Below are 24,894 nucleotides of genomic sequence, written 5' to 3'. Positions count from 1 at the left end.
TCCTTATTTTTCCTGAGCCGAGCATAGCATGTGGCCTATGAGCTTGCATGACAGCTCAGTCATACTTTCTAAGTCACGGACTGAGCAGCTTCAAGTTTTAATTCAAATGTTGTTTCAGAATTTGCTGGGCGGCCTGTTCAACTTGTTCGACCACGGCTTTAAGTTCATCAAAATGTTTCAGCACGTCTTGAACAAAGTTTTCGTCGGCCTTGCGACGTTCTTTGCGCAGGGTTGAAACGAACTGTTCAAATCCGCCCGTGACTTTCTGCAAAGTCGGTGCGCCGACATAGCGGGTTGCACCATATAAACGATGCAAGACATGTTCCAGTTGCGGGAAATCTTCCAGCTCAATTAACTGCTGCATTTCAGTGAGTTCATCGGCAAAACTGTCGACCAGCATGCGCAACAGGTCTACTGCCAGATCTTCCTTATTGGCTGCCAGTTGCAGGCTTTGCTGCCAGTCCAGAATATTCGGATCCAGTGCATCAATCACATGGGCGCGTTCCAGCACTGGAAGCCGTTTAAAATGTTCGGTGGTCCAGTGGGTCAGAATCTGCACAATCTGCTCGATCTGGATCGGCTTGGTGACATAATCATCCATGCCATTTTGCAGCAGCTTATGTTTTTCATCTGACAGCGCATGTGCAGTCAGGGCAATAATCGGCAGTCGGTTATGGTTTTCAAAGGTCGATTCCAGTGAGCGAATCGCACGTGTGGTATCAATTCCCGACATCACCGGCATCTGAATATCCATAAAGACCAGATCAAAAGCCGGCTGTTTCTGCTCATAACGGCGCTGGATGATATCAATCGCTTCCTGTCCGCTCAGGGCTTTGCTGGTGGTGACATTCAGTTCAGCGAGTAATGCTTCCAGAACAATCAGGTTGGGCAAATGGTCATCGACGGCCAGAATATGCAGACCCTGACCATTAAAGTCTTCATGCTGTTCCTGATCGAAGACCGGTTGATTGCCCAGCAGCTGAATCAAGGCACTGCGGCTGAGTGGCTGATGCAGAGCACGGGCACGATGGTCGTTCAGCATGCTTGGATCGAGTTGCATCTGATAACCATATACGGCCAAATGACCCTGATAACGCGAGCGGATCTCGCGTAACAGGACTTCGCTGTCGCCACTATGATCGACGATGAGCCAGGTGTTTTCAGAGTTCTGTAGATGATTCAGGCGGCTAAACAGATCCAGAATCGATGCGCATTCAATATGCTTGACCTGATAATTTTCCAGATAATGACGCAAGACGTTCGCGGTTGCCGGATGGGCCAGATAAGACACCACCGTCAATTCATTGAAATCTGGATGATCAATTACAGTATCTTCATCGACCAGGAATTGTGCAGTAAACCAGAAAGTCGAGCCTTTTTCGGTTGGGGCACGTTCCTGATTATCTTCAAAACCAATCTGGCCATGCATCAGGCTGACCAGCTGTTTGGAAATGGCCAGCCCCAGTCCTGTACCGCCAAACTGACGGGTGACCGAAGTATCGCCCTGTGAGAAAGATTCAAACAACTTCTTACGATCGGTACCACTCAGGCCAATGCCGCTGTCCTGTACACTAAAATGCAAGACACATCGATCGATGCCATCATGTTCCATACGTGCCCGCACGATGATTTCGCCATCCGGAGTGAACTTGATCGCATTGGAAATCAGGTTGGTCAGAATCTGCTTAAAACGTAAGGCATCGCCAATCACATGTTTCGGTACACTGTCCGCATAGTAAAACGCCATATCAATATGTTTTTGCGCGGCCAGTGGCGAGAGCATGTCCATCACATCAAAAATGGCTTCTTCCAGATCAAAAGCTGCTGTTTCCAGTTCCAGTTTGCCGGCATCAATTTTGGAAAAGTCCAGTACATCATTAATCAGTGCCAGCAAATGCGCCGAAGATTTACGAATGGTCTGCAAATATAAGCTTTGCTCATTGCTGAGATTGCCCTGACGCAAGAGCAGATGAATAAAGCCATCAATACTGTTTAGCGGGGTACGTAGCTCATGGGAAATGTTGGCCAGAAATACCGACTTGGCCTGATTGGCCGAGATTGCCTGGTCACGTGCCTGACGGTAGGTAATATTCTGGACTTCCAACGTGTCCAGAGTACGGCGTAAATCATCTTCGGTCTGTTCGGTATGTTCGCGCAGTTCCAGAAAGCTGAAATGCAGACGTTTCACCACATTGGCGATATCACGCTGCAATAAACGCAGTTCTCCAGTGCTGTTAATCACCATATGCTGACCCAGGGTGTCGGCATTCAGGCGTTGCAGCTGCATGCGAATTTCATACATCGGTGCAATCCAGCGCCGTGAGTAGAAATTCAGACAGAGTAATAACAGCAATAAGGTCAACAGACCGGTCGCAATCAACACGATCAAGACCCGGTAACGGGCAATTTCCAGCGGCTGATTATCCAGTTCAATTGCCAGCCAGCCTTTAGAAAAACTGTTTTCATTCACTTTAATGGCATAAATATGATTGTCTTTATGCAGAATCGGGCCAATAAAGTTACCGCTTTTATCAAAATCGGGCCAAGCGGCCTGTTCCTGAAAGCCGATACCTAAACGATTCTTGCCACTGTCATCCAGAATGGCTGCCCGAACCAGGTGTTTTTCATTGAGCATATTCTGCATGGCATTGTGGGCCTGATCATATTGCCAGGGATACAGGCTTAAAATATCCAGTGCATACTCAGACGTGCCTTGAAAACGCGTCATAATGGCAATTGCCATCTGCTTTTGCTGGGCACGTGCGGCATTCGAGGTTTCAGTCAACACCAGCATCGCGCCAACACAGGCCAAAATAGTAATCGGCACAAAAATCAGCGCAATCAACTGTCCATAGGCGTGATTTAAGTGTAGGCGTTTAAACAGCTTTTTATTGATCGTTGACATGATTTAAGCAGTATTTTCTTTATGTCTGGCATATTAGCATGCTTTAAATCGACAGTTAAAATTTAAGCATTATTTTTATAAGGGTTCAGATCAACCTTTAAAAATACAAGAGATTTCAGTTAAATGATTGCCGAAATACAGTGAAAAGCGGGCGATGAAGACTTCAGTCGTCTGAAAGTCCGGGGCTGAAAATAACGCTTTTATATTCACAGCTGAGCTGCTTGATCTTGCTAAATCACAGGGAAATGAAGTTTATAGCAGGATACTGAGTCTGTTTTAGAGAGTTTCCTGAAAAAGCAGTGCTAAATGGATGCAGGGAAAAGCATTTTTTCATACAATAGCCGCACCTCGATATAGGTGCACACAATGAGTAATACCACCCCCGATTTTCAAGCAGATGAATTTTTGTTAGACCACTATGTCGGCAAAACGCCACTGGTGCGTTTACAGCGTCTGGTAAGTCACACTCAAGCTACAGTACTCGCGAAACTCGAAGGCAATAATCCGGCAGGATCGGTCAAAGACCGTCCGGCCTATAATATGATCATGCAGGCGGAAAAACGCAGTCAGATCAAGCCGGGTGATACCCTGATTGAAGCAACGAGCGGAAATACGGGGATTGCATTGGCGATGGTCGCAGCGATGCGTGGCTATAAAATGAAGCTGATCATGCCGAACAATATGAGTCAGGAACGTAAGGATGCGATGCGTGCTTATGGTGCCGAGCTGATTGAAGTTACCAAAGAACAAGGCATGGAAGGTGCACGTGATCTGGCCGCTCAAATGCAAAATGATGGCGTGGGTCTGGTACTGAATCAGTTTGGCAATCCGGATAATGTCGAAGCACATTATCTGACTACAGGTCCTGAAATCTGGCAGCAAACCGGTGGCAAGATTACCCACTTTGTCAGTTCTATGGGTACAACCGGCACTATTATGGGTGTCTCGAAATATCTGAAGGAAATGAATCCGGAGATTCAGATCGTGGGTTTACAGCCATCTGATGGTTCAAGCATTGCCGGAATCCGTCGCTGGCCGGAAGAATATCTGCCGACCATTTTTGATCGCAGTCGCGTGGATCGTATTATCGATATTCCACAAATTGAAGCTGAAAAAACCATGCGTAAGCTGGCGCAGAAAGAAGGCATCAGTGCTGGTACTTCATCTGGTGGTGCAGTGTGGGCTTCCATAAAGCTGGCGGAAGAACATCCGGATGCCGTCATTGTGTGTATTATTTGTGACCGTGGTGACCGTTACTTGTCTACAGGGTTATTCTCTGTGCAAGATTCTGAATAATTATTTGAGCACTGTGTTATGCGCCTGCCTGTTTTAACTTTCGATATTGAAACCCAAACCGATCTCAAATCAGGCGCGCATTTATTTGGTCTGGACTTGCCTGAAGCAGATCTGGATCAGGCCCTGACCAAACTGCGCCGTCAGGATTCAGGCTCTGATTTTCAGCGTCCGCCCTTGCATGAAATTGTCTGTATTTCCGGTTTATGGATCGATGAGCAGGGCATGAAGCTGTTTTCTTTTAGCCGGGAACAGCATTCTGAAGCGGAAATTTTAAGAAAATTCTTATCGATTTTTGATAAGCGTCATCCGACGCTGGTCAGCTGGAATGGTTCACAGTTTGATTTACCGGTGATTTTATACCGTGCCATGTATCATGGACTCTCTGCACCGAGTCTATTCGATCAGGGCGAAATTGACACGCAAAAGCGTTATAATAACTACCAGAATCGTTACCATCATCGTCATGTCGACTTAATGGATGTGATGGCCATGTTCCATGCGCGTCATTTCCAGAAGCTGGACGATGTTGCACATTTGCTGGGTTATCCGGGTAAACGCGGTGACGGGGCCTATCGGGTTCCTGAATATGTCCGCAATCAGCAATGGACCGAACTGACCTCTTATTGTGAAGGCGATGTGCTGAATACCTGGCTGGTCTATATCCGCTGGCTGTTGTTAAAAGGACAGCTGTTATTGCCGGATTATCAGCATTTGCTGCACAGTACGATTCAATATTTGCATACCCAACCGCAGCATGCGGACTTTTTATCGGTTTGGCGTGAAACGTCACAAAGAACTGACTTTACCCGTTTTGATTTTCCAACTCCCACATCCTAGGTTTTCATGAAGCATCGAGCACACACACGTCCTACCCAGCAACCCGAGTACATTTTTCAGGTTGAGTCACTTTCGCATGAGGGACGTGGCATCGCTCATTATGGTTCACACCCGGATCATCCACCGCATAAACACGGCAAGAAAGTCTTTATCCGTTATGCCTTGCCCGGTGAAACCGTGCGTGCTCGCATTACCCGTGAAGTTAAAAAACTGGAAGAAGCTGACAGTCTTGAATTACTCAGCGAAGCTTCCGAAATTCGCGTCAAGCAGATCTGTGCACATTTTGGGGTCTGTGGCGGCTGTAATATGCAGCATATCGCAGCCGATGCACAGATTGAACTAAAACAGAATGTGCTGAAATCGCATTTACAGCATTTTGCTGGCATCCAGCCTGTGCAGTGGCTTGCACCGCTACGTTCCGAGCGTGAAGATTATCGCCGTAAAGCCCGGATCGGAGTGCGTTATCTGCCGGCTAAGGACACATTGGTGGTGGGTTTTCGTGAGAATCAAAGCAATAAATTAACCTCGATTGATCGCTGCATGATTCTGGATCGTGAATTTGGATCGCTTACAAGCCTTAAACAATTGCTGCAAAGTCTCAATGGCAAGGCTGACATTGGTCATATAGAATTGGCCATGGGGGATCAGGATATTGCCTTACTGGTGCGTGAAACTGCAAAATTATCAGTGGCTGATGTCAACCAATTGCGCGAATTTACGTTACAGAAAGGCTGGCAACTGTATGTGCAGCCTGCCGGCAAAGATACACTCTCGCGAATTGATGCTCCAGATGCCGCGGCGCGCTTGCACTATAGTCTTGATGACTTTGATGTGAAATTCGGTTTTAATCCTGTGGACTTCACTCAGGTGAATTCGACTATCAATCCGCAAATGGTAGCGCTGGCATGTAATTTGCTACAGCTGCAACAGGGTGAGCGGGTTCTGGATCTATTTTGTGGATTAGGAAATTTTTCTCTAGCACTGGCACGCTGTGTAGGCACATCCGGTCAGGTGATTGCGGTGGAAGGGAGTGAAGAAATGGTGCAACGCGGTGCGGAAAATGCCAAAAATAATGGTATTGCCCAAGTTGCTTTTTATTCACAAGATTTAACCAAAGATTTCTCGCACCAGACTTGGGCAAATCAAGGTTTTGATGCATTATTGATTGACCCGCCACGTGCTGGCGCAGAAGAAGTCATGCATTATCTTCCTCAGTTTGGCGCAAAAAGAATCGTTTATGTGTCATGTAATCCTGCGACACTCGCAAGAGATGCAGGGCTCTTGGTACAACAGGGTTATCGCCTCACTCAAGCCGGAGTGATGGATATGTTCACGCATACTGGGCATGTTGAATCGATTGCATTGTTCGAAAAAGAAAATTAAATGAACGATTGAAGAAATGATGTATTTACAAGTAGGAGAAGGGTATGGTCACAGTACGTGAGCAACTCCCTGGACGACTCAATGAGTTGTCACAGGAGACGACTGTAGAACATGCCGAACAAGCACACCACGATCTGACTGAGTGGTTGGATCGGGTTCGTGGCATATTAGATGGGGCACCTTTACAGCAGCTCGAAGAAGTCGCCCACTTAACATTAGAAAGAGAGCTGCAAAGTACGGTTCAGCATCGTTCCAATACCTTTTATACCGGTATTGAGATGGCAGATATTTTGGCACATCTGCATGTCGATGAAGATACCCTGTCTGCGGCCATGCTCTATCGTTCGGTGCGTGAAGGCGTCATGCCACTGACTGAAGTGTTAGAAAAATTTGGTGAGCAAGTGTATAGCCTGGTCAAGGGCACGCTGGCCATGGGTAAACTGTCTGAACTGATCGAAAAAAATAAACGTCTGGAAGACCATTTCGATAATAATCAGCGTGAACATCTGTCCGGCATTTATAAAATGCTGATTTCAGTGACTGAAGATGTGCGTGTGGTTCTGGTGAAGTTGGCAGAGCGTACCTATGCCTTGCGTGAGCTGACCAATTCCTCGCGTGAACGTCAGGAGCGGGTTGCCCGAGAAATTCTGACGATCTACTCACCACTGGCGCACCGTTTAGGCATCGCCCAGTTAAAGTGGGAACTGGAAGACTTGGCCTTCCGTTATCTTGCGCCAGAACGTTATAAAGAAATTGCTTCTTTACTGAATGAAAAACGTTTAGAGCGAGAGCAATATATTCAATTCGTGATTGATAAATTACGCAATGAATTGTCTGAATATGGCATCGAAGCTGAAATTAACGGACGCGTAAAACACATTTATTCGATTTATCGAAAAATGAAAAGCAAGAGCCTGAGTTTTGACCAGCTCTATGATATTCGTGCCTTAAGGGTATTGGTCAAGAGCGTACCGGAGTGTTACCACAGTTTAGGGATTGTACATCAGATCTGGCGACATATTCCGCATCAGTTTGATGACTATATTACCAATCCAAAAGCCAATGGCTATCGTTCCCTGCATACGGCTGTAATTGCCGAGAACAAATCACTTGAAGTGCAGATTCGTACTTACAGCATGCATGAAGAAGCAGAGCTGGGGGTGTGTTCGCACTTTAATTATAAAGAAGGCTCGAAAACCACCGATCATTCTTTTAATCATCGTTTGCATTCTTTACGCGCAGTTCTCGAGCATTATCAGGAACGCAATGAGTCCAGTGCACATAAAGAAGCAGAAGATGAAATCGAAAACTTCGAACATATTCAAGACTTCGAAGGCTTCGAAAAAATTTATGTGTTTAGTCGTGATGGTGATATCAAAGAGTTGCCGCGTGATTCAACTGTGCTCGACTTTGCTTATCATGTGCATACCGAAGTTGGTAACAAATGCTATGCCGCGCGTGTCAATCAGCGCTATGTGCCACTGACCTATACCCTGAAAACCGGGGAACAGGTCGAGATTCTGACCAAAAAAGACCGTGAGCCGAATCGGGACTGGCTGGTTAACTCTCTGGGTTATATCAAGACTGCACGTGCGCGCGACAAGTTGCGCCACTGGTTCCGTCAACAGGACCGCAGTAAAAACCTGGAAGTCGGCCGTGAAGTGCTGAATAAAGAATTGTCACGTCTGGCGATTCATCCAAAATCGATCGATTTGAGTGATTATTGCAATCATTTTAATGTCAAAACCGGTGATGACATTCTGGTGAATCTGGTCAATGGTGATATCAGCCTGCATGCCTTGATTAATCAGGTGAATCGTCATATGCATCTGGATCAGGATGAACCTGAGCTGGTGCTGAAGCCAGCGCTGAATCCGCGTGCCAGTCATACGCTGTCAGCGCACGGTATTCTGATTGACGGGCTGGATAACGTAGAGCTGCATGTCGCGCAATGTTGCCAACCGGTGCATGGTGAGTCGATCGCTGGCTATATCACCCTGAATCGTGGGGTAAGCATTCATAAGGTGGCTTGTCCGGACTATGTGCGCATGATCACCCAAGAGCCTGAACGTGCGGTAGAAGCCGACTGGGAAATGCAGCCAACACGTGGCCAGAGCGTACAGATTGTGGTGGAAGCCTATGATCGACGTGGTCTGCTCAAAGATCTGACGCAAGTGATTTTTTCCGACCAGATCAATATCCGTCAGGTCAATACTATTTCGGAAGCGGACGGTATTGCCAATATGAAGCTATTGATTGAAGTTAAAGGTCTGGCGCAACTTTCCAAACTGCTGGCGCGTCTTGAACAGCAGCCGGGCATTATCAGCGCCCGCCGTCTGGTACAGGGCACTTAATTCTTTATTTCTAAGCTGAAGAAAGCCTGCAATTCAATTGTGGGCTTTTTTATTGTAAGGTATTTGAACAAAATGGATAAAAACAGATCAACAGACCGATATGAGTGCGCCAGAAATATTTGAACGAAGACGACATCATCTGACAAAAGTGATTGATCAGCTGATTGACACCCAGCAATTTAAAACCGGCAAAGAGATCTGCGAGCATTTTGGCTTGTCTGCTGCTTATATCGCGCAGTTACTGAATAGCAAACGCCAGATCGGAGAGAAGGTGGCAAGGGAACTGGAACAGCAACTTGGCTTAGCTCATTTAATTCTGGATCAGACGGTCGAACCGAAGATTGAACTTGCTACAGCTATAGAACAGGTCGCTTTATTTCAGATGCAGGTGGTACAGCAGCAGGCCTTTAAACTCAATCCCATAGATTCTATGGTTTCGTTCAATCAAGATATTTTTCATCTGCAAGCACAGCATTATGCGATTCAGGTGGCAGAGCACTATTATTTTCCCATTCTGAAACCGGACTGGTGGCTGGTTTGTGATAAAGAGTTGCCAGTTTTTGGGATGTGCTGTGTGTATCTGGTCAACGGCTTGCAGCTCATTTTAGAAGAGTTGGGCGAAGCTCAGGATGTTTATGAATTTCGAAGTCTGGATGAAAATCGGAAAGTCATTTTCCAAAAAACAGATATTGAAAAAATCCATCCAGTGATTGCGATTCTGCCGGCTACTTCAACATTCAAACAGCAGAAATAATTCAGCCCATCCTAGGACGGGCTGAACGATGAAAATGAAATATCAGATTAGGGAATCTGGTTTTCGTCTTCAAATTCTGGCTTGACTTGTACGATAAAGTCCTGACGGTTTAAACCACGCCAAAGTGCAAATCCAGTCCCGATATAGATTGAAGAGTAGGTACCGACAAAAACGCCGACAAACATCGCAATCGAGAACCATTTCAGGCCATCACCACCCATGAGCATCATTGCAACAACAACCAGCAATAGCGTCATAGAGGTATGAATGGTACGGCGTAAGGTTTCGGTCAGGGCAATGTTAATCACTTCAAGCGGTTCTGCACCCCGAATCTTACGGAAGTTCTCACGGATACGGTCAGAGACCACGATATTATCGTTCAGTGAGAAACCAATGATCGCAAGGAGTGCCGCAAGTACCGTCAGGTCAAATGGCCACTGCGTCATGGCAAAAATCCCGAGGGTCACCACGATGTCATGGAACAGCGACAGTACTGCACCGATCGCCAGTTTGAGCTCAAAGCGGATGGTGACATAGACCAGCATCAGCAAGAGTGCCAGTGCCACCGCGCCACCAGAGCGGACATACAGCTCATTACCCACCTGTCCGCCGACTACATCAAGCTTCGGTACCTCTGCCGCATTATTTGGCAGCTGAACCGCTGCTGTGACCGCTTTAGTCAGGTCTTCAGCTTCAATGTCTTCCTGAACGGGCATACGTACCATCAGGTCGCGTTCTGAACCTAAAGTCTGCACCACGGCATCGTTGAAGCCAGCCTGGCTCAGTGCCTTGGAAACATCCTCCGGTTTGACCGGATTGGTATAGTTCAGCTCGGCTGCCACACCACCGGTAAAGTCCAGACCCAGGTTCAGACCTTTAGTGGCAATAAAGAACAGACTCGCAACCGTTAAGAAGATAGACAACAATGCCGCAGGCAAAGCAATCTTCATAAACGGAATGACGCGTTCGTCTTCAGGGCGACCATACTGTTTCTGATTCAGTTGAGTATTTTCAGTCATCATCGATCTCCTTAAATGCTCAACTTTTTCAAGTTACGTTTTTTGCCATAAATGATCTGTACCACGGCACGGGTTACTGTAATGGCAGTAAACATCGAGCAGACGATACCAATCATCAGGGTCACGGCAAAGCCTTTGATCGGACCTGTACCAATCGCGAACAGAATGAATGCAACCAGGAAGGTGGTGAGGTTCGAGTCAAAAATGGTGTTATAGGCTCGATCATAACCCGCCACGATCGCCTGTTTCGGCGAGGCACCCCATTTCATCTCTTCCCGTATTCGTTCACAGATCAGTACGTTGGCATCGACCGCCATACCGATGGTAATCACGATACCGGCAATACCAGGAAGGGTTAAAGAAGCCCCAATCCATGACATGACGGTAAGAAGCATGGCCAGGTTAAAGACCAGAGCAAAGTTGGCAATCACACCAAACAGACGGAAGAAGACCACCATCCAGATCGCAACTAAGAGGAAACCGATCTGAGTTGAAAGGACACCTTTATCGATGTTTTCCTGACCCAGACTTGGACCAATCACACGTTCTTCGACAAAGTACATTGGTGCAGCCAAAGCACCTGCACGTAGCATCAAGGCAAGTTCAGCAGCTTCCTGCGGAGAATCCAGACCAGTAATACGGAACTGAGAGCCGAGTACCGCCTGAATAGTTGCAGCATTAATCACGACAGATTCAGTATATGGGGTACGAACTTCAGTTTGAGTACCGGTCGCAGGGTCTTCCACATAGCTAATGCGCTGTTTGTTCTCGATGAACAGTACCGCCATACGTTTGCCAACCGCATTACGGGTCGCATCCGACATCAGTTTGCCGCCTGCGCTGTCTAGCGTAATGTTGACTTCAGCACCGCCGGTGTCCTGACTAAAGCCAGAAGATGCATTCTGAACACGTTCACCAGTCAAGATCCGGTTGCGGTTCAAAAGCAGCTGACGACCACTGTCCAGGGATTCATAAGCGAATACTTCTGTACCTGGTGGCAATGTGCCAGTCGCCTGACCGGTATATGGATCAATATATTGATCATTCAGGTCAGAAACCAGACGAAACTCAAGGTTTGCGGTACGACCCAAGACACGTTTTGCTTCTGCAGTATCCTGTACACCCGGCAATTCAACCACAATACGGTTGCTGCCCTGGGTTTGCACCAGTGCTTCTGCCACACCTAACTCGTTAATACGGTTACGTAAGGTGGTCAAGTTCTGGTTGACTGCATAAGACTCGATTTCTTGCTTACGTACATCAGTATAAGTCAAACGTAAAGTCGAACCGGTATCAGTCGCAACAGCCTGCTGGGTAAACTCATTGCCATTACGGCGCAAGAAGTCCATCGCTGCAGCACGATCATCATTGCTGGCAAACTGCACCACAATGGTGTTGCTGCTTAAGTTCAGGCTATTAAATTTCAGGTTGTTATCACGCAACTGACGACGTAGGTCTGTCGCAGAGGTTTCCATGCGCTGCGCAATCGCTTTGTCCATGTCCACTTCGAGTAAGAAGTGAACACCGCCACGTAAATCCAGACCCAGCTTCATTGGCTTGGCACCAATTTTTTGCAGCCATTCTGGCGTGGTCGGGGCAAGGTTCAGTGCAACCACGTAATCATCACCTAATCCGCGACGTAAAGCTTCTTTGGCTTTAAGTTGCAATTCACTTGAATCTACACGTAATAAGGCAGCATTGTTGCTAAAGCTATTGTCATGGGTGGCAATATTTTCAGTTGTTAAAATTTGCTCTGCTTTTTGTACGATGCTTGCATCAATTTGAGTACCGGCTTTGGCACCCGAAATCTGTACAGCAGGTTCATCTGGATACAAACTTGGCAGGGCATATAAGGTACTGATGACTAGTACAACTAGAATCAGTACATATTTCCATGCTGGGTAACGCATTTATTTTCTTCTTAAAATGAAAAAGTCGTGCAAGGGCACGACTATTTTTGATTAAAGGTTATTTAAAGTGCCTTCAGGAAGGACTGAAATCACACTCGCACGCTGAACTTTAACTTCTACGCCACGGTTCAATTCAACCACTGCGAAGTCACCTTCAATCTTGGTGATTTTGCCCATTAATCCGCCTGCAAAAACGACTTCACTGCCAACACCAAGGCTTTCAACCAAAGCACGATGTTCTTTGGCACGTTTAGATTGAGGGCGCCAGATCAAAAAATAGAAGATTGCAATAAAAACCGCAATCATCAAAAGGTTCGCCATCATGCTGGGTTGTTGTGCAGCTTCACCTGCAGCGTGAGCAGTCGAAATAAAAAGGCTCATTACATTTTCCTAAAATAAAAAAACTGGTGATCAACTTGATAATAAATTGACATATTCTTGCAATTTACATTGTCTTTTTCCTCAGCGCAAATGCTGATGGATTAATCTTGCGGGCAAGGGGGTACTTCCAGGCCACGACGGGCATAAAAGTCCTGCACAAACGCATCAAATGTACCGTTGTCCAAGGCATCACGCATGGATTCAGTCAAGCGCAGGTAATAACGCAAGTTATGAATGGTACCGAGCATCGAACCAAGCATTTCCCCACATTTTTCGAGGTGGAATAAATAAGCACGAGTGAAGTTGGTACAGGTGTAGCAATCGCAATGTGGATCAAGCGGGCTTTGATCGTGACGATATTTTGCATTACGGATCCGTACCAGACCATCTGTGACAAAATAATGACCATTACGTGCATTTCGGGTTGGCATCACGCAGTCAAACATATCGACACCACGGCGCACCGCTTCCACAATATCTTCAGGCTTGCCGACCCCCATCAAATAGCGCGGTTTATCTGCCGGCATTTGTTCTGGAAGATAATCCAGTACCTTGATCATTTCTTCTTTAGGCTCGCCAACGGACAGACCGCCAATCGCGTAACCATCAAAGTCAATATCAAGCAGGCCTTTTAACGATTCTTCACGTAAGTCTTCATACATGCCACCCTGAATAATCCCAAACAGTGCATTACGGTTTTTCAGAACCTCGTGATGTTGGGTTTTACAGCGCTTCGCCCAGCGCAAAGACAGTTGCAAGGATTTTTGCGCTTCTTCATGCGTCGCAGGGTACGGCGTACATTCATCAAAAATCATCACAATGTCAGAGTTCAGCGTGTGCTGAATGTCCATTGAAATTTCAGGCGATAAAAATACTTTTGAACCATCGATGGGTGAGCGGAAGGTGACCCCTTCTTCTTTAATTTTACGCATTGCGCCCAGACTGAACACCTGGAAGCCACCGGAATCGGTCAAAATGGGATTATTCCACTTCATAAATTCGTGCAGGCCACCATGTTCACGAATCACATCGAGTCCTGGACGTAAATACAAATGGAAGGTATTGCCCAAAATGACTTGAGACTTGATCTCTTTAATATCACGCGGCAACAGGCCTTTGACCGTACCGTAAGTGCCGACAGGCATAAACATCGGGGTTTCAACCACACCATGTTCAAGCGTTAAACGACCACGACGGGCGCGACCCGACTGACCTAATTTTTCAAACTTCATAGGAGTTCCACATCCAGGCGAAAAAACAGTTCGCTGCTAGTTCATAGCTAAAGGGCGCTATTTTCCTTGATTCTTACGCTAAACGCCAGCATTGTAGAGCATTCGCTCTGTAATTTTATTTATCGTTGAATAAATGCAAGATCTGGTGAAATAGTCGAATTTGCAGAAAACTGTTGCAAGCGCTGCTGGATATCTTCCCGGCTAAGAGCACAGCTGCCATCCGGTTCAGAGGCCATGGCGGCAATATGCTGGATCAGTTTCTGGATATAGATATTGCTGTCGATAAAGTAGGATTCCAAGGTCAGCAAATAGGCATCGTGCGCCACTTGCAGATAATCATAAGGCTCCATCACCAGCATTTGCTCCAGATCAATCAGAATGTCTTTGTCATTTTGCGAGAGTTTTAATCGCTTACTGATTTCAGAAAAAGGCTGGGCATGTCGGGAGGCTAGAAAGTTTTGCAATAAGGCGCTTTCTGGGTTGAGTTCCAGTGCAGATCGGCGTTCAAATTCGGCCTGGTTTGGCAGGCTCAGGAAAAAAAGTATATTGCCCAGATCCAGACCATAGGCTTCGGAGAGGCGATATTTGGCCTGTTTGAACGTTTGCAGTAATAAGTCCAGATGTGTTGTGTGGAGCTGTTGCTGTCCCAATAGCGGATGACCAAAACTATGCTGGGTTTTAAAATAATCGGCCAGCAAAGTTTTGAACGGGATCAGTCCGGAGTCGGGCGCAGCTTGTGCCCGATAACGCCATTTTGGGACATTCCAGCGATCTTGTTCAGCCAGATATTGCCGCTGATCCTCCGGATCTTTAAAAATACTGCACTCAGTCGAAATAGCCAGATCATCCAGCAGTAAAAATTCGTCAAAGACCAGACTACAGGCATAGATTCCATCGTCCTGATAATGGTCATAAAGCGGATAAAATTCTTCCACCAGCGTCTGCTCTAAGCGCTCTACATAATTCAGCATAATTTTTATTCTTTATTTTATTGGTTTTATAAAGGTGTAGCTTCATCCTGGGGCATTTTATTATAAGTTGAGTACGCCAGGATGAGAAAGTCGATCAGATGAGATAGTTGCTCAGTGAAAATTTGGACGATAGTCAAAACTCTGGGTTGCGCTCTGATCGCGAAAAGGGCGAACTGCTTTTTTTCCTAACAGCATATTATTAATCACATTGTGTGGGAAAATCTGGATCTGGTTATTAAACAGTTCCACATTGCGATTATAAATGGTAATTGCCGCACCGACATTTTCATTCTGTTCTTCAATTTCAGCCATCATTTTCAGATAAATGTCATTGGCTTTTAGCTCGGGATAGTTTTCAACCACTACATTGAGGCTATGCATGAGTTGTTTGTTCAGGCTTTCAATGCGCTGTAACTGAGAAATGTCGGCATCGTTGATATTTAAATTCATGATGTTCTGACGCAGTTCGGTGACTTTTTCCAGTGTGCCTTTTTCAAAAGAAGAATATTGCTCGACCAGCGGCTGCAGCCCATCCAGAATTTTCAGTTTCTGCCGTTCATAACTGGCAACATCCGACCAGGCGCGAATCGTCGCGTTGTGATGACGGACAATACTGTTGCGGATCATAATGATCAGCACAATCAGCGCAATAATGATCAAACATAAAACCAAAAATCCCATGCGAGATCTCCCCAATTCATATTTATATTCTGAAAATATTGATTTAAAAAAAAGCAGTTATTTTAAAAACTGCACAAGATCATGTTGTAACTGTTCGAGTTGTCTTAATTTAAACGTTCTGAGATGGCCGCGCAATGTCGAAATATCATTGATATGACGATGCTTGCTCGACACCTGAAATAGGTCATGAGGCCCCAGATAGCAGAGCATCCGATTTTCTGGATGAAACAGTAAATCCCCCTGACGCTGTGCAAAAAAATCGGCCAGACGCAGTACAAAACCCGGACTGAGTAATTTGGCGGTTTGCATCGGATCACTGCCATAAAAGTTTAAGCGTTGATTGGTACGAATATCGCTACTATGCCAAGGATGGCTATAAGGATAATAAAATTTACGTCGAGAAGTCGTGACCGCCAGCCCCTGAATCTGGATATCAAATACAAATACGCCCCACAGGTCTTTGTGAACCTGCATTAATTTAACCGGCTGCCCTTGCTTGTTGCGAACCTGTACTTCATCAATATAGTGATATTGAAACAGCAGCACCTGATGTTGCTGGCCGTTTTCATCTTCCCATATCGTACTGGCATAACGTGTAATCTCATTACTCAAAGAACCTTGATTGAATAAGGGGAATAAACGTTTTAAATGTCCAATAAAATGCAGGGGATTTAAAGGAATTGAAATATGCTGTGGCTGTTGCTGAAAGGCAAGCTGATATTTTTTGGCCAGTGCTGCATCTTCCAGAAAGCCAATAACTTCATCTAATGGTTGTTGTTGCTCATAGCAAAGATAGGCCCAGAACAGCAGCAGGCTGCCCAGAAAAACGCCACTTTGAATCCAGATATTTTCCGGTGCAATAAAAATGCTGACGATGAGCAACAAACCAATACCAGCCAGCGCCAATGGCAGATTATTTTCAAATTTTAGCGTTATCGGGCCATTCCAGGGATGCAATCCGTCCAGCAGGTCTTGATGACTCTTGGCTTGACGGCCCAAATCCCACAGCCGGGCAATATTCTGAAACACCACTGCATTTTTCTTGCGGCGAATATGAATGGACTGTTGTACAGACTCGATCGGCATGGGCAGCTATTCTCGCTATTGTGCCTGATCAATCAGCATGGCATCGCCATAACTGAAGAAGCGATAGTGGCTGTCTACTGCATGCTTGTAAGCATTCAGAATGTTGTCACGATTAGATAGGGCAGAAACCAGCATTAACAGGGTAGATTCCGGTAAATGGAAATTGGTAATCAGACGATCGACCACTTTGAACTGATAACCCGGATAAATGAAAATCTGGGTATCACCGGTCCAGCCTTTCAGCTCACTGCCATTGGCCTGCGCCGCACTTTCTGTGGCACGGGTAGCCGTTGTACCAACGGCAATGACTTTATTGCCACGCGCTTTAGTTGTTTTGATGAGTTCCATCGACTCATCGGACACCTGGCACCATTCGCTGTGCATGATGTGATTTTCAATATCGGTAGTGCGGACTGGTAAGAATGTACCTGCGCCCACATGTAGTGTGACAAAGGTGGTCTGAATTCCTTTGGCTGCTAACTTTTTCAATAAGTCTTCATCGAAATGCAGAGAAGCCGTAGGTGCTGCGACACTGGCCAGCTTGGTTGGATCATTAAACACAGTTTGATAACGTTCGGTATCAATTTCTTCTGCTTCACGGTTGAAATAGGGCGGAATAGGGAGGGCGCCATATTTGTCTAAGACATCTAAAATCGGCTGTGAAAATTCCACAATAAACAGGTTTTCATGACGACCTTGCACGGTCACTTTTACTGCATCTGGGCCAATAAACAGTTCTGCACCGGCTTTCGGTGAGTTGCTGGCCTTGATATGACAATGTGCAATGAACTGATCCATCATGCGTTCAACCAGTACTTCTATGGCACCGCCTGAGGCACGTTTGCCTTTTAGACGTGCTTTCATGACTTTGGTGTCGTTCAATACCAGTAAGTCGCCGTCTTCAAGCAAGTCCAGAATGTCGGTAAATTGATGGTCGTGATATTGACCGTGTGCGTCGAGGTGCAGCAGGCGAGAGGCACTGCGTGTTTCCAGAGGATAGCGAGCAATCAGCTCATCGGGGAGATCAAAATTAAAATCAGAAAGTTGCATGATGATTTACGCTAAAAAAACTGCGGCTAGTATAAACTTTTTTCTTTTTTATGGCGGGAATTGCTCGATTTTAAAACGAAAAAATGCCATTTGTTTTAAAAATAAACAAATGTAAATATTCTGCGTTGACAGTGCCGAGAAATCGCGTATTATACCTTTCATCCACTCCCGAGGTGGTGAAATTGGTAGACGCGGCGGACTCAAAATCCGCTGTCAGAGATGACGTGTCGGTTCGAGTCCGACCCTCGGGACCAAGATTCTAGAAAACCCCAAGCACATTCAGTCTTGGGGTTTTTTATTGTCTGTATATTTAAAAGTATTTATTTTCATCATTTCTTAAAATGGTTTTTGACTGAATTTGAGTGGTTTTGTCAGTAAGATGATGATTTATATCTATAGCGAAAAATAGATTAATTGAATAACTTTGATACATCAATCAGACATAAAAAACCGGCGCCTAGACGCCGGTTTTTTTATTTTACATTACTGATCAAGTCAGTTTTGCAAAAGCTTAGATCGTAGCAAGTGCTGCATTCAAAGTAGCACTTGGACGCATCACTGCATTTACTTTCTCTTGATCAACAGCGTAGTAACCACCGATGTCTACTGATTTACCTTGAACTTCAGCAAGCTCAGTAACGATTTTCTCTTCATTTTCAGCTAAAGTTTTTGCAAGTGGTGCAAATTTCGCTTTCAATTCAGCATTTTCGTCTTGAGCAGCAAGTTCTTCAGCCCAGAACTTCGCCAGGTAGAAATGGCTACCACGGTTGTCGAGTTCGCCAGTACGACGAGAAGGTGACTTGTCGTTATCTAGCAATTTGCCAGTTGCACGGTCTAAAGTTTTAGCAAGTAACTTGATGTTGTCATTGCCTTCTTTAATACCCATTTCTTCTAGAGAAACTGCAAGCGCCATGAATTCACCGAGTGAATCCCAGCGTAAGTGGTTTTCTTCAACTAACTGCTGTACGTGTTTAGGCGCAGAACCGCCTGCACCTGTTTCGTACATGCCGCCACCCGCCATTAACGGCACGATTGACAACATTTTCGCAGATGTACCCAATTCCATGATCGGGAACAAGTCAGTCAGGTAGTCACGCAGGATGTTACCTGTTACAGAAATGGTATCTAGACCGCGCGCAACACGTTCAAGCGTATAACGCATTGCACGTACTTGTGACATGATCTGGATATCAAGACCGGCAGTGTCGTGATCTTTCAGGTATTTTTCAACTTTCTTGATCAGTTCATTTTCGTGTGGACGGTACGGGTCAAGCCAGAAGATTGCCGGCATGCCGGAGTTACGCGCGCGAGTTACCGCAAGTTTCACCCAGTCGCGGATCGGTGCGTCTTTCACCTGACACATACGCCAGATATCGCCTTCTTCCACGTTTTGTGACATCAACACTTCGCCAGTTTCAAGATCAACGATGTTAGCAATACCCGCTTCAGAGATCTCGAAAGTTTTGTCGTGTGAACCGTATTCTTCCGCTTTTTGTGCCATCAAACCAACGTTCGGTACTGTACCCATTGTACGTGGATCAAAATTGCCATTCCACTTACAGAAGTTGATCATTTCCTGGTAAATACGTGCGAATGTTGATTCAGGCATGACGGCTTTACAGTCATAAGGTTTGCCATCAGCGCCCCACATTTTACCGCCACCACGGATCATTGCAGGCATAGAAGCATCTACAATCACGTCATTTGGTGAATGGAAGTTCGTGATGCCTTTGGCAGAATCAACCATCGCAAGTGCTGGACGATGTTCTTGGCAAGCATGTAGATCTGCAATGATTTCTTCACGTACAGAGGTTGGTAGAGTTTCGATCTTTTCATAAAGACCAGCCATACCGTTGTTTACGTTCACGCCAAGCTCATCAAATAACTTGCCGTGTTTTTCAAATGCGTCTTTGTAGTAAATTCTCACACAGTGACCGAATACGATCGGGTGTGAAACTTTCATCATGGTTGCTTTCACGTGAAGTGAGAACAAGATGCCGGCTTCTTTACAATCATCTAATTCTTTTTCATAGAAATCGCAAAGCGCTTTTTTGCTCATGAACATTGAATCGATGATTTCGCCATCTTGAAGCGCAACTTTTGGCTTAAGAACGATGGTTTTACCAGACTTGGTGATCAATTCCATTTTCACATTACGTGCACGGTCTAAAGTCATCGACTTTTCGCCATGGTAGAAGTCGCCTTCGTCCATGTGTGAAACGTGAGTTTGAGACCACTGTTTCCACTCGCTCATAGAGTGTGGGTGTTTTTTCACATAGTTTTTAACGGCAGCAGGTGCACGACGGTCTGAGTTACCTTCACGTAGTACCGGGTTTACTGCTGAACCAAGACATTTGCTATAACGTGCCTTGATTGCTTTTTCTTCTTCAGTGGCCGGGTTTTCAGGATAGTCAGGAAGGGCATAGCCTTTAGACTGGAGTTCCTTGATACACGCTGTTAGCTGGCCAACAGAAGCACTGATATTTGGGAGTTTGATAATGTTCGTGTCTGGATCTTGTGTAAGACGACCTAGCTCAGCTAGAGTGTCAGGCACCTTTTGCTCTTCGCTTAGGTAATCTGTAAATTCAGAGAGCACGCGCACAGCTACAGAGATGTCACTTTTGACGATCTCAACGCCAGCTGGCTTAGTAAAGGTCTCAATGATCGGCAGCAGAGAATAAGTCGCCAGTAATGGCGCCTCGTCGGTCAGTGTGTAAATGATAGTTGACTTTCCACCAGCCATATATAGCCCCTTGCGTTGGATTGAGTTTCTGAGGGCCGAACTTTTGGTCCAGCCTCATTGAACCGATTTGCTTAAATAAAAACATTGAGAGTATCGTCTTTCAGCGCATTTCAGTCAACGAAATATGCTTTTAGATTGAAATTTGGGCGAAAATTTGTACAGATTTGTATGGTTTAGCTGTGTTTGTATTTTGTACAAAAAAATAATTTTCTGCGATTAGAAATCATTATGGTGCTGGAAAGAAATTTTATGCTACCAGATTGTATTCACTGAAGATGAGTTTTTGAGCATTGGGTCGGATCGTGATGATCCCGAAATACAAATGAATGTTGAGTGATCAGATGCTATTTCGGGGCAGTTTCTTCGGGTCAATTGAGGCAATTTGCCTTGACGAATCGCCACCTCAATATCATGGAATTACTTTGCGATATACTTCTAAGCATTGATCAAATCATTCTTAAAATTGCAGCGAAATAAGGAAATCGGATGCCCAGTTTATTTATTGTGATGCTTGGTGGCCGTCATGCCCGTGCCAATACAGAAGTTCATGATGTGGTACTGGCAGTAGGCGAAACTCTGGAAGAAACCTATCCTCAACTGAAAAATGCCTGGTTTGCCGAGCAAAAAGGGCTGCATATTGATGCTTGGGCGCAAATTAATGGACTGGAGTTCGAGGGCAAAAATTATCACGTTCAATTTAGCGATGCTGCCCCGAATCAGGCTGCCGAAAAGCTTTGGCTGATTAATTTAGGGGGTTATGATGCACGTGAATTTGGTGAGCTGCACCGTTATGTGCTGGTGGTGGCACAGAATGCCATGGTGGCAAAACAGCGCGGTAAAGCTTATTTCGCCAAGCACTGGCAAAAACAGCATACTGACCGGGTGCTGGATGTCGATGATTGCATTGCGATTGATCAGGTGTATGGCCGATATGTACAGCTGGTCGAGGGACATTTTAGTGCGAATCGCTGGGAAAATACCTATCTCACGATTTAAAACTGAAGCATAGGGCTATAGCGTGGCTGAGTGTCAGGATTCGACGAGTGACTTAAAAAAAATCTTTATCAAAGTTCAATAATCTGCATAATACCGGAAAGGAAAAACAGCTTTTGACTGAGATGGAACATCTTAAATGGATTTAATTCAGGCAAATGGACAACCGCACTATGGACGTTTCAAGGAACTTCCAAAAAGTATTGACTATCAGGCATATCAATACAAGAACCCTTATGGTCAGGTGCTGTCAGGCTGGCGTAAGCATCTAAAATATAAGAAATTCAAATTTTGTAGTATTCAGCACGAACATTATACCATTGGGCTGGCGATTGCCGATATTGCATGGGCAGGGCACAGTTTTGTCTATGTCTACAACCATATGACCAATGACGTTCTGGAATGGAATGCGATTAATTTCCTGTCTCGCCATACTGTGCTGGATGAACAGCCATTATTCAATCACAGTTATTTTCATAAATCGCCTTTTCAGGTCGATATTCAGCATGCCAACGGTGTGCGCTATATCAATGTCAGTAAATACGGCGAAATTCAGCTCAGTGCACGAATCTTTTGTGCAGGAACCGATCCTTTAAGTATGTGTAGCCCAACTGGTATTAATGGTTGGACTTATACGCAAAAGCTCACGACCTTAGGTTGTGAAGGCTATTTTCTAAATAAACAAAAACAAAAGATTCAATTTAACGAACGAACTTTTGCCTTGCTGGATGACACCTGTGGTTTTCTACGTCCAGAAACTGCCTGGTTTTGGTTGTCGTGTAACTTTTGGGATGCGACCAATCAGCGGATTGGAATTAATTTAGCATCCGGTGTTAACGAAAGCTTTGGTAATGAAAACTGTTTGTGGATCAACGGAAAAATTTATCCATTGGCTGATGTGCTCTTTCAGCAGGCATCCGAAACTCAATGGACGATTCAATCGCTAGATGAAAAGCTAAATCTGACTGTAAGCACAGGCTGGCGACGTTATGAAAATCTGAATTTGCGTCTGGTCGGCAGCCAGTTTAGCCAGTGGCAGGCCAAAGTCTGTGGCACCATTCAGCAGGATGATCAGGAAATTATTTTACTGAATGAATATGCCTTGCTTGAGCAGCATTATGCCAAATGGTAAATCATCTTAAATCAAAAAGCCTTCAAGTTAATGAAGGTTTTTTGATTTAAGCGATGCTCACGTTTAGTCTTTCGCGGCCTGCCAGAAGGCTTCACCGGTTTGAATCGGATCGCCGGTTTCATTTAGGGTGTTGATCCAGACATCGTATTGGGCAATCACTGGGTGCTGACTCGGATGAAAGTCTTTTTTAAACCAGTCTCGATACTGTTTGCCCATTCGGGTCAATGTGCCTTTTGGGCCAAAAAACCAGGGTAAGCTCTTGAGATTCATCTGCAAGCGTTGCAAGAGACTAAAGCCATCATGTTTCAGCATGACATTGGCACGGTAGACGGTAAAACTAAACATTAAAATGGTCGTGCTGACTAAGGTGGCTCGACGGGTAAATTCTGGGGTTTTAGCCACATTTTTCATCACATCAAAAGCTACATCACGGTGTTCCATTTCCTCAATGGCATGCCAGGCCAATAATGCCCGTACAAAAGGATGGGCATCTTTCAGGGTCTGTTTTTGTCCATAAAAAGTTTCTGCCATAAGCGCCGTTAAATGCTCTGCCGCAGCGGTAATGGCAATATTAAACTGGGGTGAGCGGTGCTTCAGATCATAATTGAAAATTTTATTTAAACGTTCAATAAATTGGTCTACAGGCATGCCTTGCTCGCGCATCAACTGATTCATTTTGTCATGCGCGATGCCGTGCTGGGCTTCCTGGCGGATAAAATCCGCGACACGTTGTTGCAGCTCTGGGTCCTGGATCTGATCGCGGAACAGGCGGACACTCTGAATAAAATAGCGCTCGCCGTCTGGAAAGGTCAGGCTCAGGGCATCGAACATGCGTGTCATAAAGGGATCGCCGCCGAACCAGTAACGTGGAATTTCATCCAGTTTAAAATCAAGTTGGGTGCGAACCACAGGCTGTAGGGCGGATTTTAATATGGCGTTCATCTTGTAGATTCTTTTTTGTGACGATGCTGACAGTATGTCGGCGAATCTCGCCATTGTTTTGACAGAGCTTGCCAATTTTTATACATTTTATGCCAAATGAAAATAAAACTGGTCAGATTAGAGCTGCCAGCGAGAATCGCACATGCAAGACATAAAAATATCCAATGGTTATCTTCAGCTCTGGGCGACTTATTTGCGTGATGTGGGGATTGAACCCTTAACTGCCGACTTTCTGCAAGATGTGCATGACTCGCTTGTGACCCTCATCGATCAGCCTTTTGATACACAAGTACCTTTGGAATTGTTGAATCATATTATTTTAACTACTCGGCAACATCTGAACTGTCCGCAGCTGATTTTTGAAATCGTGCAGGTCATTCGTCCTGAGCATTTTGGTGTACTGGGTTATATGGTTTCACGTAGCAGTAGTGTCGCGGAAATGATCGGCTATAGCATGCGCTTTCAGCGGCTGGTGATTGATGGCAGTGAATTCGTGCCTTTACAGTTGAAGCAGCATGAACACAGTATGGAACTCTATTGGGGCTATTTAGATGAAAAATATAATTTGTTAAATGAGCTCACCATGGCAGCAATGGTGCAACTGGGACGGGTTATTTTGCAAGAGCAGCCACTTTTATTGCGTTGTGTACGACTGGCTCATGCAGCTGAAATGGCACAAATGCATTATCAAAAATTCTTTGCCTGTGAGGTTCAGTTTTCTCAAGATTATTATGCTCTGGAACTGGATGTACAGGGGTTAGCTCATGGGTCTGAGCATGCTGACCCCATATTATTGCAGTTGCTGACTCTTCAGGCGGAACAGGCGATTGCAGCAAAAGTACCTGTTGAAAATACCTTGCAGCAAGCACAGCAAATCATTGCCGAACAGTTGCGAACCAGGCAACAGGCGATCAAAATTGAGCAGCTTGCCCAGCAGTTGTGGATGTCGACCCGAAGCTTGCAACGCTTATTCAGCATATATCAAACTTCATTTAAAAAACTGCTGCAACAGCAGCGCATCAAACGCTGTGAGATTTTGTTACAGCAGGGGCTTAGTCTGAGCGAGATTGCTGAAGCGCTGGATTATTCCGACCAGTCGGCCTTGGCCCGCGCCTATAAAGCAGCCACCGGACAGACTTTGTTCCAGCGCAAGAAACAGTTAAAGCATGCACAGCAATAAAAAAGCGACCCAATCAGATCGCTTTTTGATGTGAGGATGATACAG

At 45.4% G+C, this 24,894-nt stretch carries 19 protein-coding genes and 1 tRNA gene; 9 read left to right on the top strand and 11 right to left on the bottom strand.

Annotation, left to right across the window (positions count from 1 at the left end; all coding sequences use genetic code 11):
* Window positions 1-97 precede the first annotated feature (97 nt).
* Entirely contained in the window at window positions 98-2,905 is a 2,808-nt protein-coding gene (locus FTV30_RS09545; protein WP_180001504.1) for an ATP-binding protein, read from the bottom strand.
* Between the two features lie 366 nt (window positions 2,906-3,271).
* Here FTV30_RS09545 and cysM point away from each other — a divergent pair, with 366 nt between their 5' ends.
* The 5 genes from cysM (at window position 3,272) to FTV30_RS09520 (ending at window position 9,529) form a co-directional block, all read left to right on the top strand.
* Window positions 3,272-4,201 (top strand): cysteine synthase CysM, encoded by a 930-nt coding sequence (gene cysM, locus FTV30_RS09540; RefSeq protein WP_180001503.1) that lies wholly within the window; start codon window positions 3,272-3,274, stop codon window positions 4,199-4,201.
* Between the two features lie 18 nt (window positions 4,202-4,219).
* Window positions 4,220-5,038 carry a 3'-5' exonuclease gene (locus FTV30_RS09535; RefSeq protein ID WP_005098085.1) on the top strand — a complete coding sequence of 273 codons (819 nt, stop codon included), beginning with the start codon at window positions 4,220-4,222 and terminating at the stop codon, window positions 5,036-5,038.
* A 6-nt stretch (window positions 5,039-5,044) separates the two neighbouring features.
* Complete coding sequence (gene rlmD, locus FTV30_RS09530) at window positions 5,045-6,421, top strand: 23S rRNA (uracil(1939)-C(5))-methyltransferase RlmD (RefSeq protein ID WP_180001502.1); 1,377 nt, start codon at window positions 5,045-5,047, stop codon at window positions 6,419-6,421.
* A gap of 44 nt (window positions 6,422-6,465) precedes the next feature.
* The gene (locus tag FTV30_RS09525; RefSeq protein WP_180001501.1) at window positions 6,466-8,775 is read left to right on the top strand and encodes a bifunctional (p)ppGpp synthetase/guanosine-3',5'-bis(diphosphate) 3'-pyrophosphohydrolase; all 2,310 of its coding nucleotides are present in this window, start codon (window positions 6,466-6,468) and stop codon (window positions 8,773-8,775) included.
* Between the two features lie 100 nt (window positions 8,776-8,875).
* On the top strand, window positions 8,876-9,529 hold the full coding sequence (locus FTV30_RS09520; protein WP_159516640.1) for a hypothetical protein: 654 nt from the start codon (window positions 8,876-8,878) through the stop codon (window positions 9,527-9,529).
* Window positions 9,530-9,576: 47 nt separating this feature from the next.
* Here the strand turns inward: FTV30_RS09520 and secF are convergent, their stop codons facing one another.
* The 8 genes from secF to queA all read right to left on the bottom strand — a co-directional run bounded on the left by secF (window position 9,577) and on the right by queA (window position 17,859).
* The gene (gene secF / locus FTV30_RS09515; protein ID WP_171255744.1) at window positions 9,577-10,551 is read right to left on the bottom strand and encodes a protein translocase subunit SecF; all 975 of its coding nucleotides are present in this window, start codon (window positions 10,549-10,551) and stop codon (window positions 9,577-9,579) included.
* Between the two features lie 8 nt (window positions 10,552-10,559).
* Window positions 10,560-12,458, bottom strand: coding sequence for a protein translocase subunit SecD (gene secD / locus FTV30_RS09510; RefSeq protein ID WP_180001500.1), 1,899 nt, complete (start codon window positions 12,456-12,458; stop codon window positions 10,560-10,562).
* A gap of 51 nt (window positions 12,459-12,509) precedes the next feature.
* On the bottom strand, window positions 12,510-12,839 hold the full coding sequence (yajC, locus tag FTV30_RS09505) for a preprotein translocase subunit YajC (RefSeq protein WP_005098077.1): 330 nt from the start codon (window positions 12,837-12,839) through the stop codon (window positions 12,510-12,512).
* A gap of 101 nt (window positions 12,840-12,940) precedes the next feature.
* The gene (gene tgt, locus FTV30_RS09500) at window positions 12,941-14,071 is read right to left on the bottom strand and encodes a tRNA guanosine(34) transglycosylase Tgt (protein WP_005098076.1); all 1,131 of its coding nucleotides are present in this window, start codon (window positions 14,069-14,071) and stop codon (window positions 12,941-12,943) included.
* A 119-nt stretch (window positions 14,072-14,190) separates the two neighbouring features.
* Window positions 14,191-15,042: a DUF4303 domain-containing protein gene (locus FTV30_RS09495; RefSeq protein ID WP_180001499.1), complete on the bottom strand. Its 852-nt coding sequence runs from the start codon at window positions 15,040-15,042 to the stop codon at window positions 14,191-14,193.
* A 111-nt stretch (window positions 15,043-15,153) separates the two neighbouring features.
* On the bottom strand, window positions 15,154-15,723 hold the full coding sequence (locus tag FTV30_RS09490) for a LemA family protein (protein WP_005098074.1): 570 nt from the start codon (window positions 15,721-15,723) through the stop codon (window positions 15,154-15,156).
* A gap of 57 nt (window positions 15,724-15,780) precedes the next feature.
* Entirely contained in the window at window positions 15,781-16,809 is a 1,029-nt protein-coding gene (locus FTV30_RS09485) for a hypothetical protein (protein ID WP_180001498.1), read from the bottom strand.
* Window positions 16,810-16,824: 15 nt separating this feature from the next.
* The gene (queA, locus tag FTV30_RS09480; protein WP_180001497.1) at window positions 16,825-17,859 is read right to left on the bottom strand and encodes a tRNA preQ1(34) S-adenosylmethionine ribosyltransferase-isomerase QueA; all 1,035 of its coding nucleotides are present in this window, start codon (window positions 17,857-17,859) and stop codon (window positions 16,825-16,827) included.
* Between the two features lie 167 nt (window positions 17,860-18,026).
* On the opposite strand from queA, the gene FTV30_RS09475 reads away from it, so the two are divergent.
* Window positions 18,027-18,113: transfer RNA gene (locus FTV30_RS09475), tRNA-Leu, on the top strand.
* 257 nt (window positions 18,114-18,370) lie between these two features.
* On the opposite strand, the gene FTV30_RS09470 is transcribed toward FTV30_RS09475, so the two are convergent.
* Entirely contained in the window at window positions 18,371-20,602 is a 2,232-nt protein-coding gene (locus tag FTV30_RS09470) for an NADP-dependent isocitrate dehydrogenase (protein WP_159138812.1), read from the bottom strand.
* Window positions 20,603-21,088: 486 nt separating this feature from the next.
* Between FTV30_RS09470 and FTV30_RS09465 the strand changes: the two genes are divergently transcribed.
* Both FTV30_RS09465 and FTV30_RS09460 read left to right on the top strand, forming a co-directional pair.
* Window positions 21,089-21,598: a DUF1543 domain-containing protein gene (locus FTV30_RS09465; protein ID WP_005098068.1), complete on the top strand. Its 510-nt coding sequence runs from the start codon at window positions 21,089-21,091 to the stop codon at window positions 21,596-21,598.
* A gap of 136 nt (window positions 21,599-21,734) precedes the next feature.
* A complete protein-coding gene (locus tag FTV30_RS09460) occupies window positions 21,735-22,727 on the top strand; it encodes a DUF2804 domain-containing protein (protein WP_074383514.1) in 993 nt (330 codons plus the stop codon).
* A 63-nt stretch (window positions 22,728-22,790) separates the two neighbouring features.
* On the opposite strand, the gene FTV30_RS09455 is transcribed toward FTV30_RS09460, so the two are convergent.
* On the bottom strand, window positions 22,791-23,669 hold the full coding sequence (locus FTV30_RS09455) for a metal-dependent hydrolase (protein WP_180001496.1): 879 nt from the start codon (window positions 23,667-23,669) through the stop codon (window positions 22,791-22,793).
* Between the two features lie 142 nt (window positions 23,670-23,811).
* Here FTV30_RS09455 and FTV30_RS09450 point away from each other — a divergent pair, with 142 nt between their 5' ends.
* The gene (locus FTV30_RS09450) at window positions 23,812-24,849 is read left to right on the top strand and encodes an AraC family transcriptional regulator (RefSeq protein WP_005098065.1); all 1,038 of its coding nucleotides are present in this window, start codon (window positions 23,812-23,814) and stop codon (window positions 24,847-24,849) included.
* Window positions 24,850-24,894 lie beyond the last annotated feature (45 nt).

It is taken from the genome of Acinetobacter sp. YH12255 (assembly GCF_013417355.1).
GTDB lineage: Bacteria > Pseudomonadota > Gammaproteobacteria > Pseudomonadales > Moraxellaceae > Acinetobacter > Acinetobacter pseudolwoffii.
Note: the sequence above shows the minus strand (reverse complement) of the source record. Positions and strands in the feature narration are given on the sequence as shown.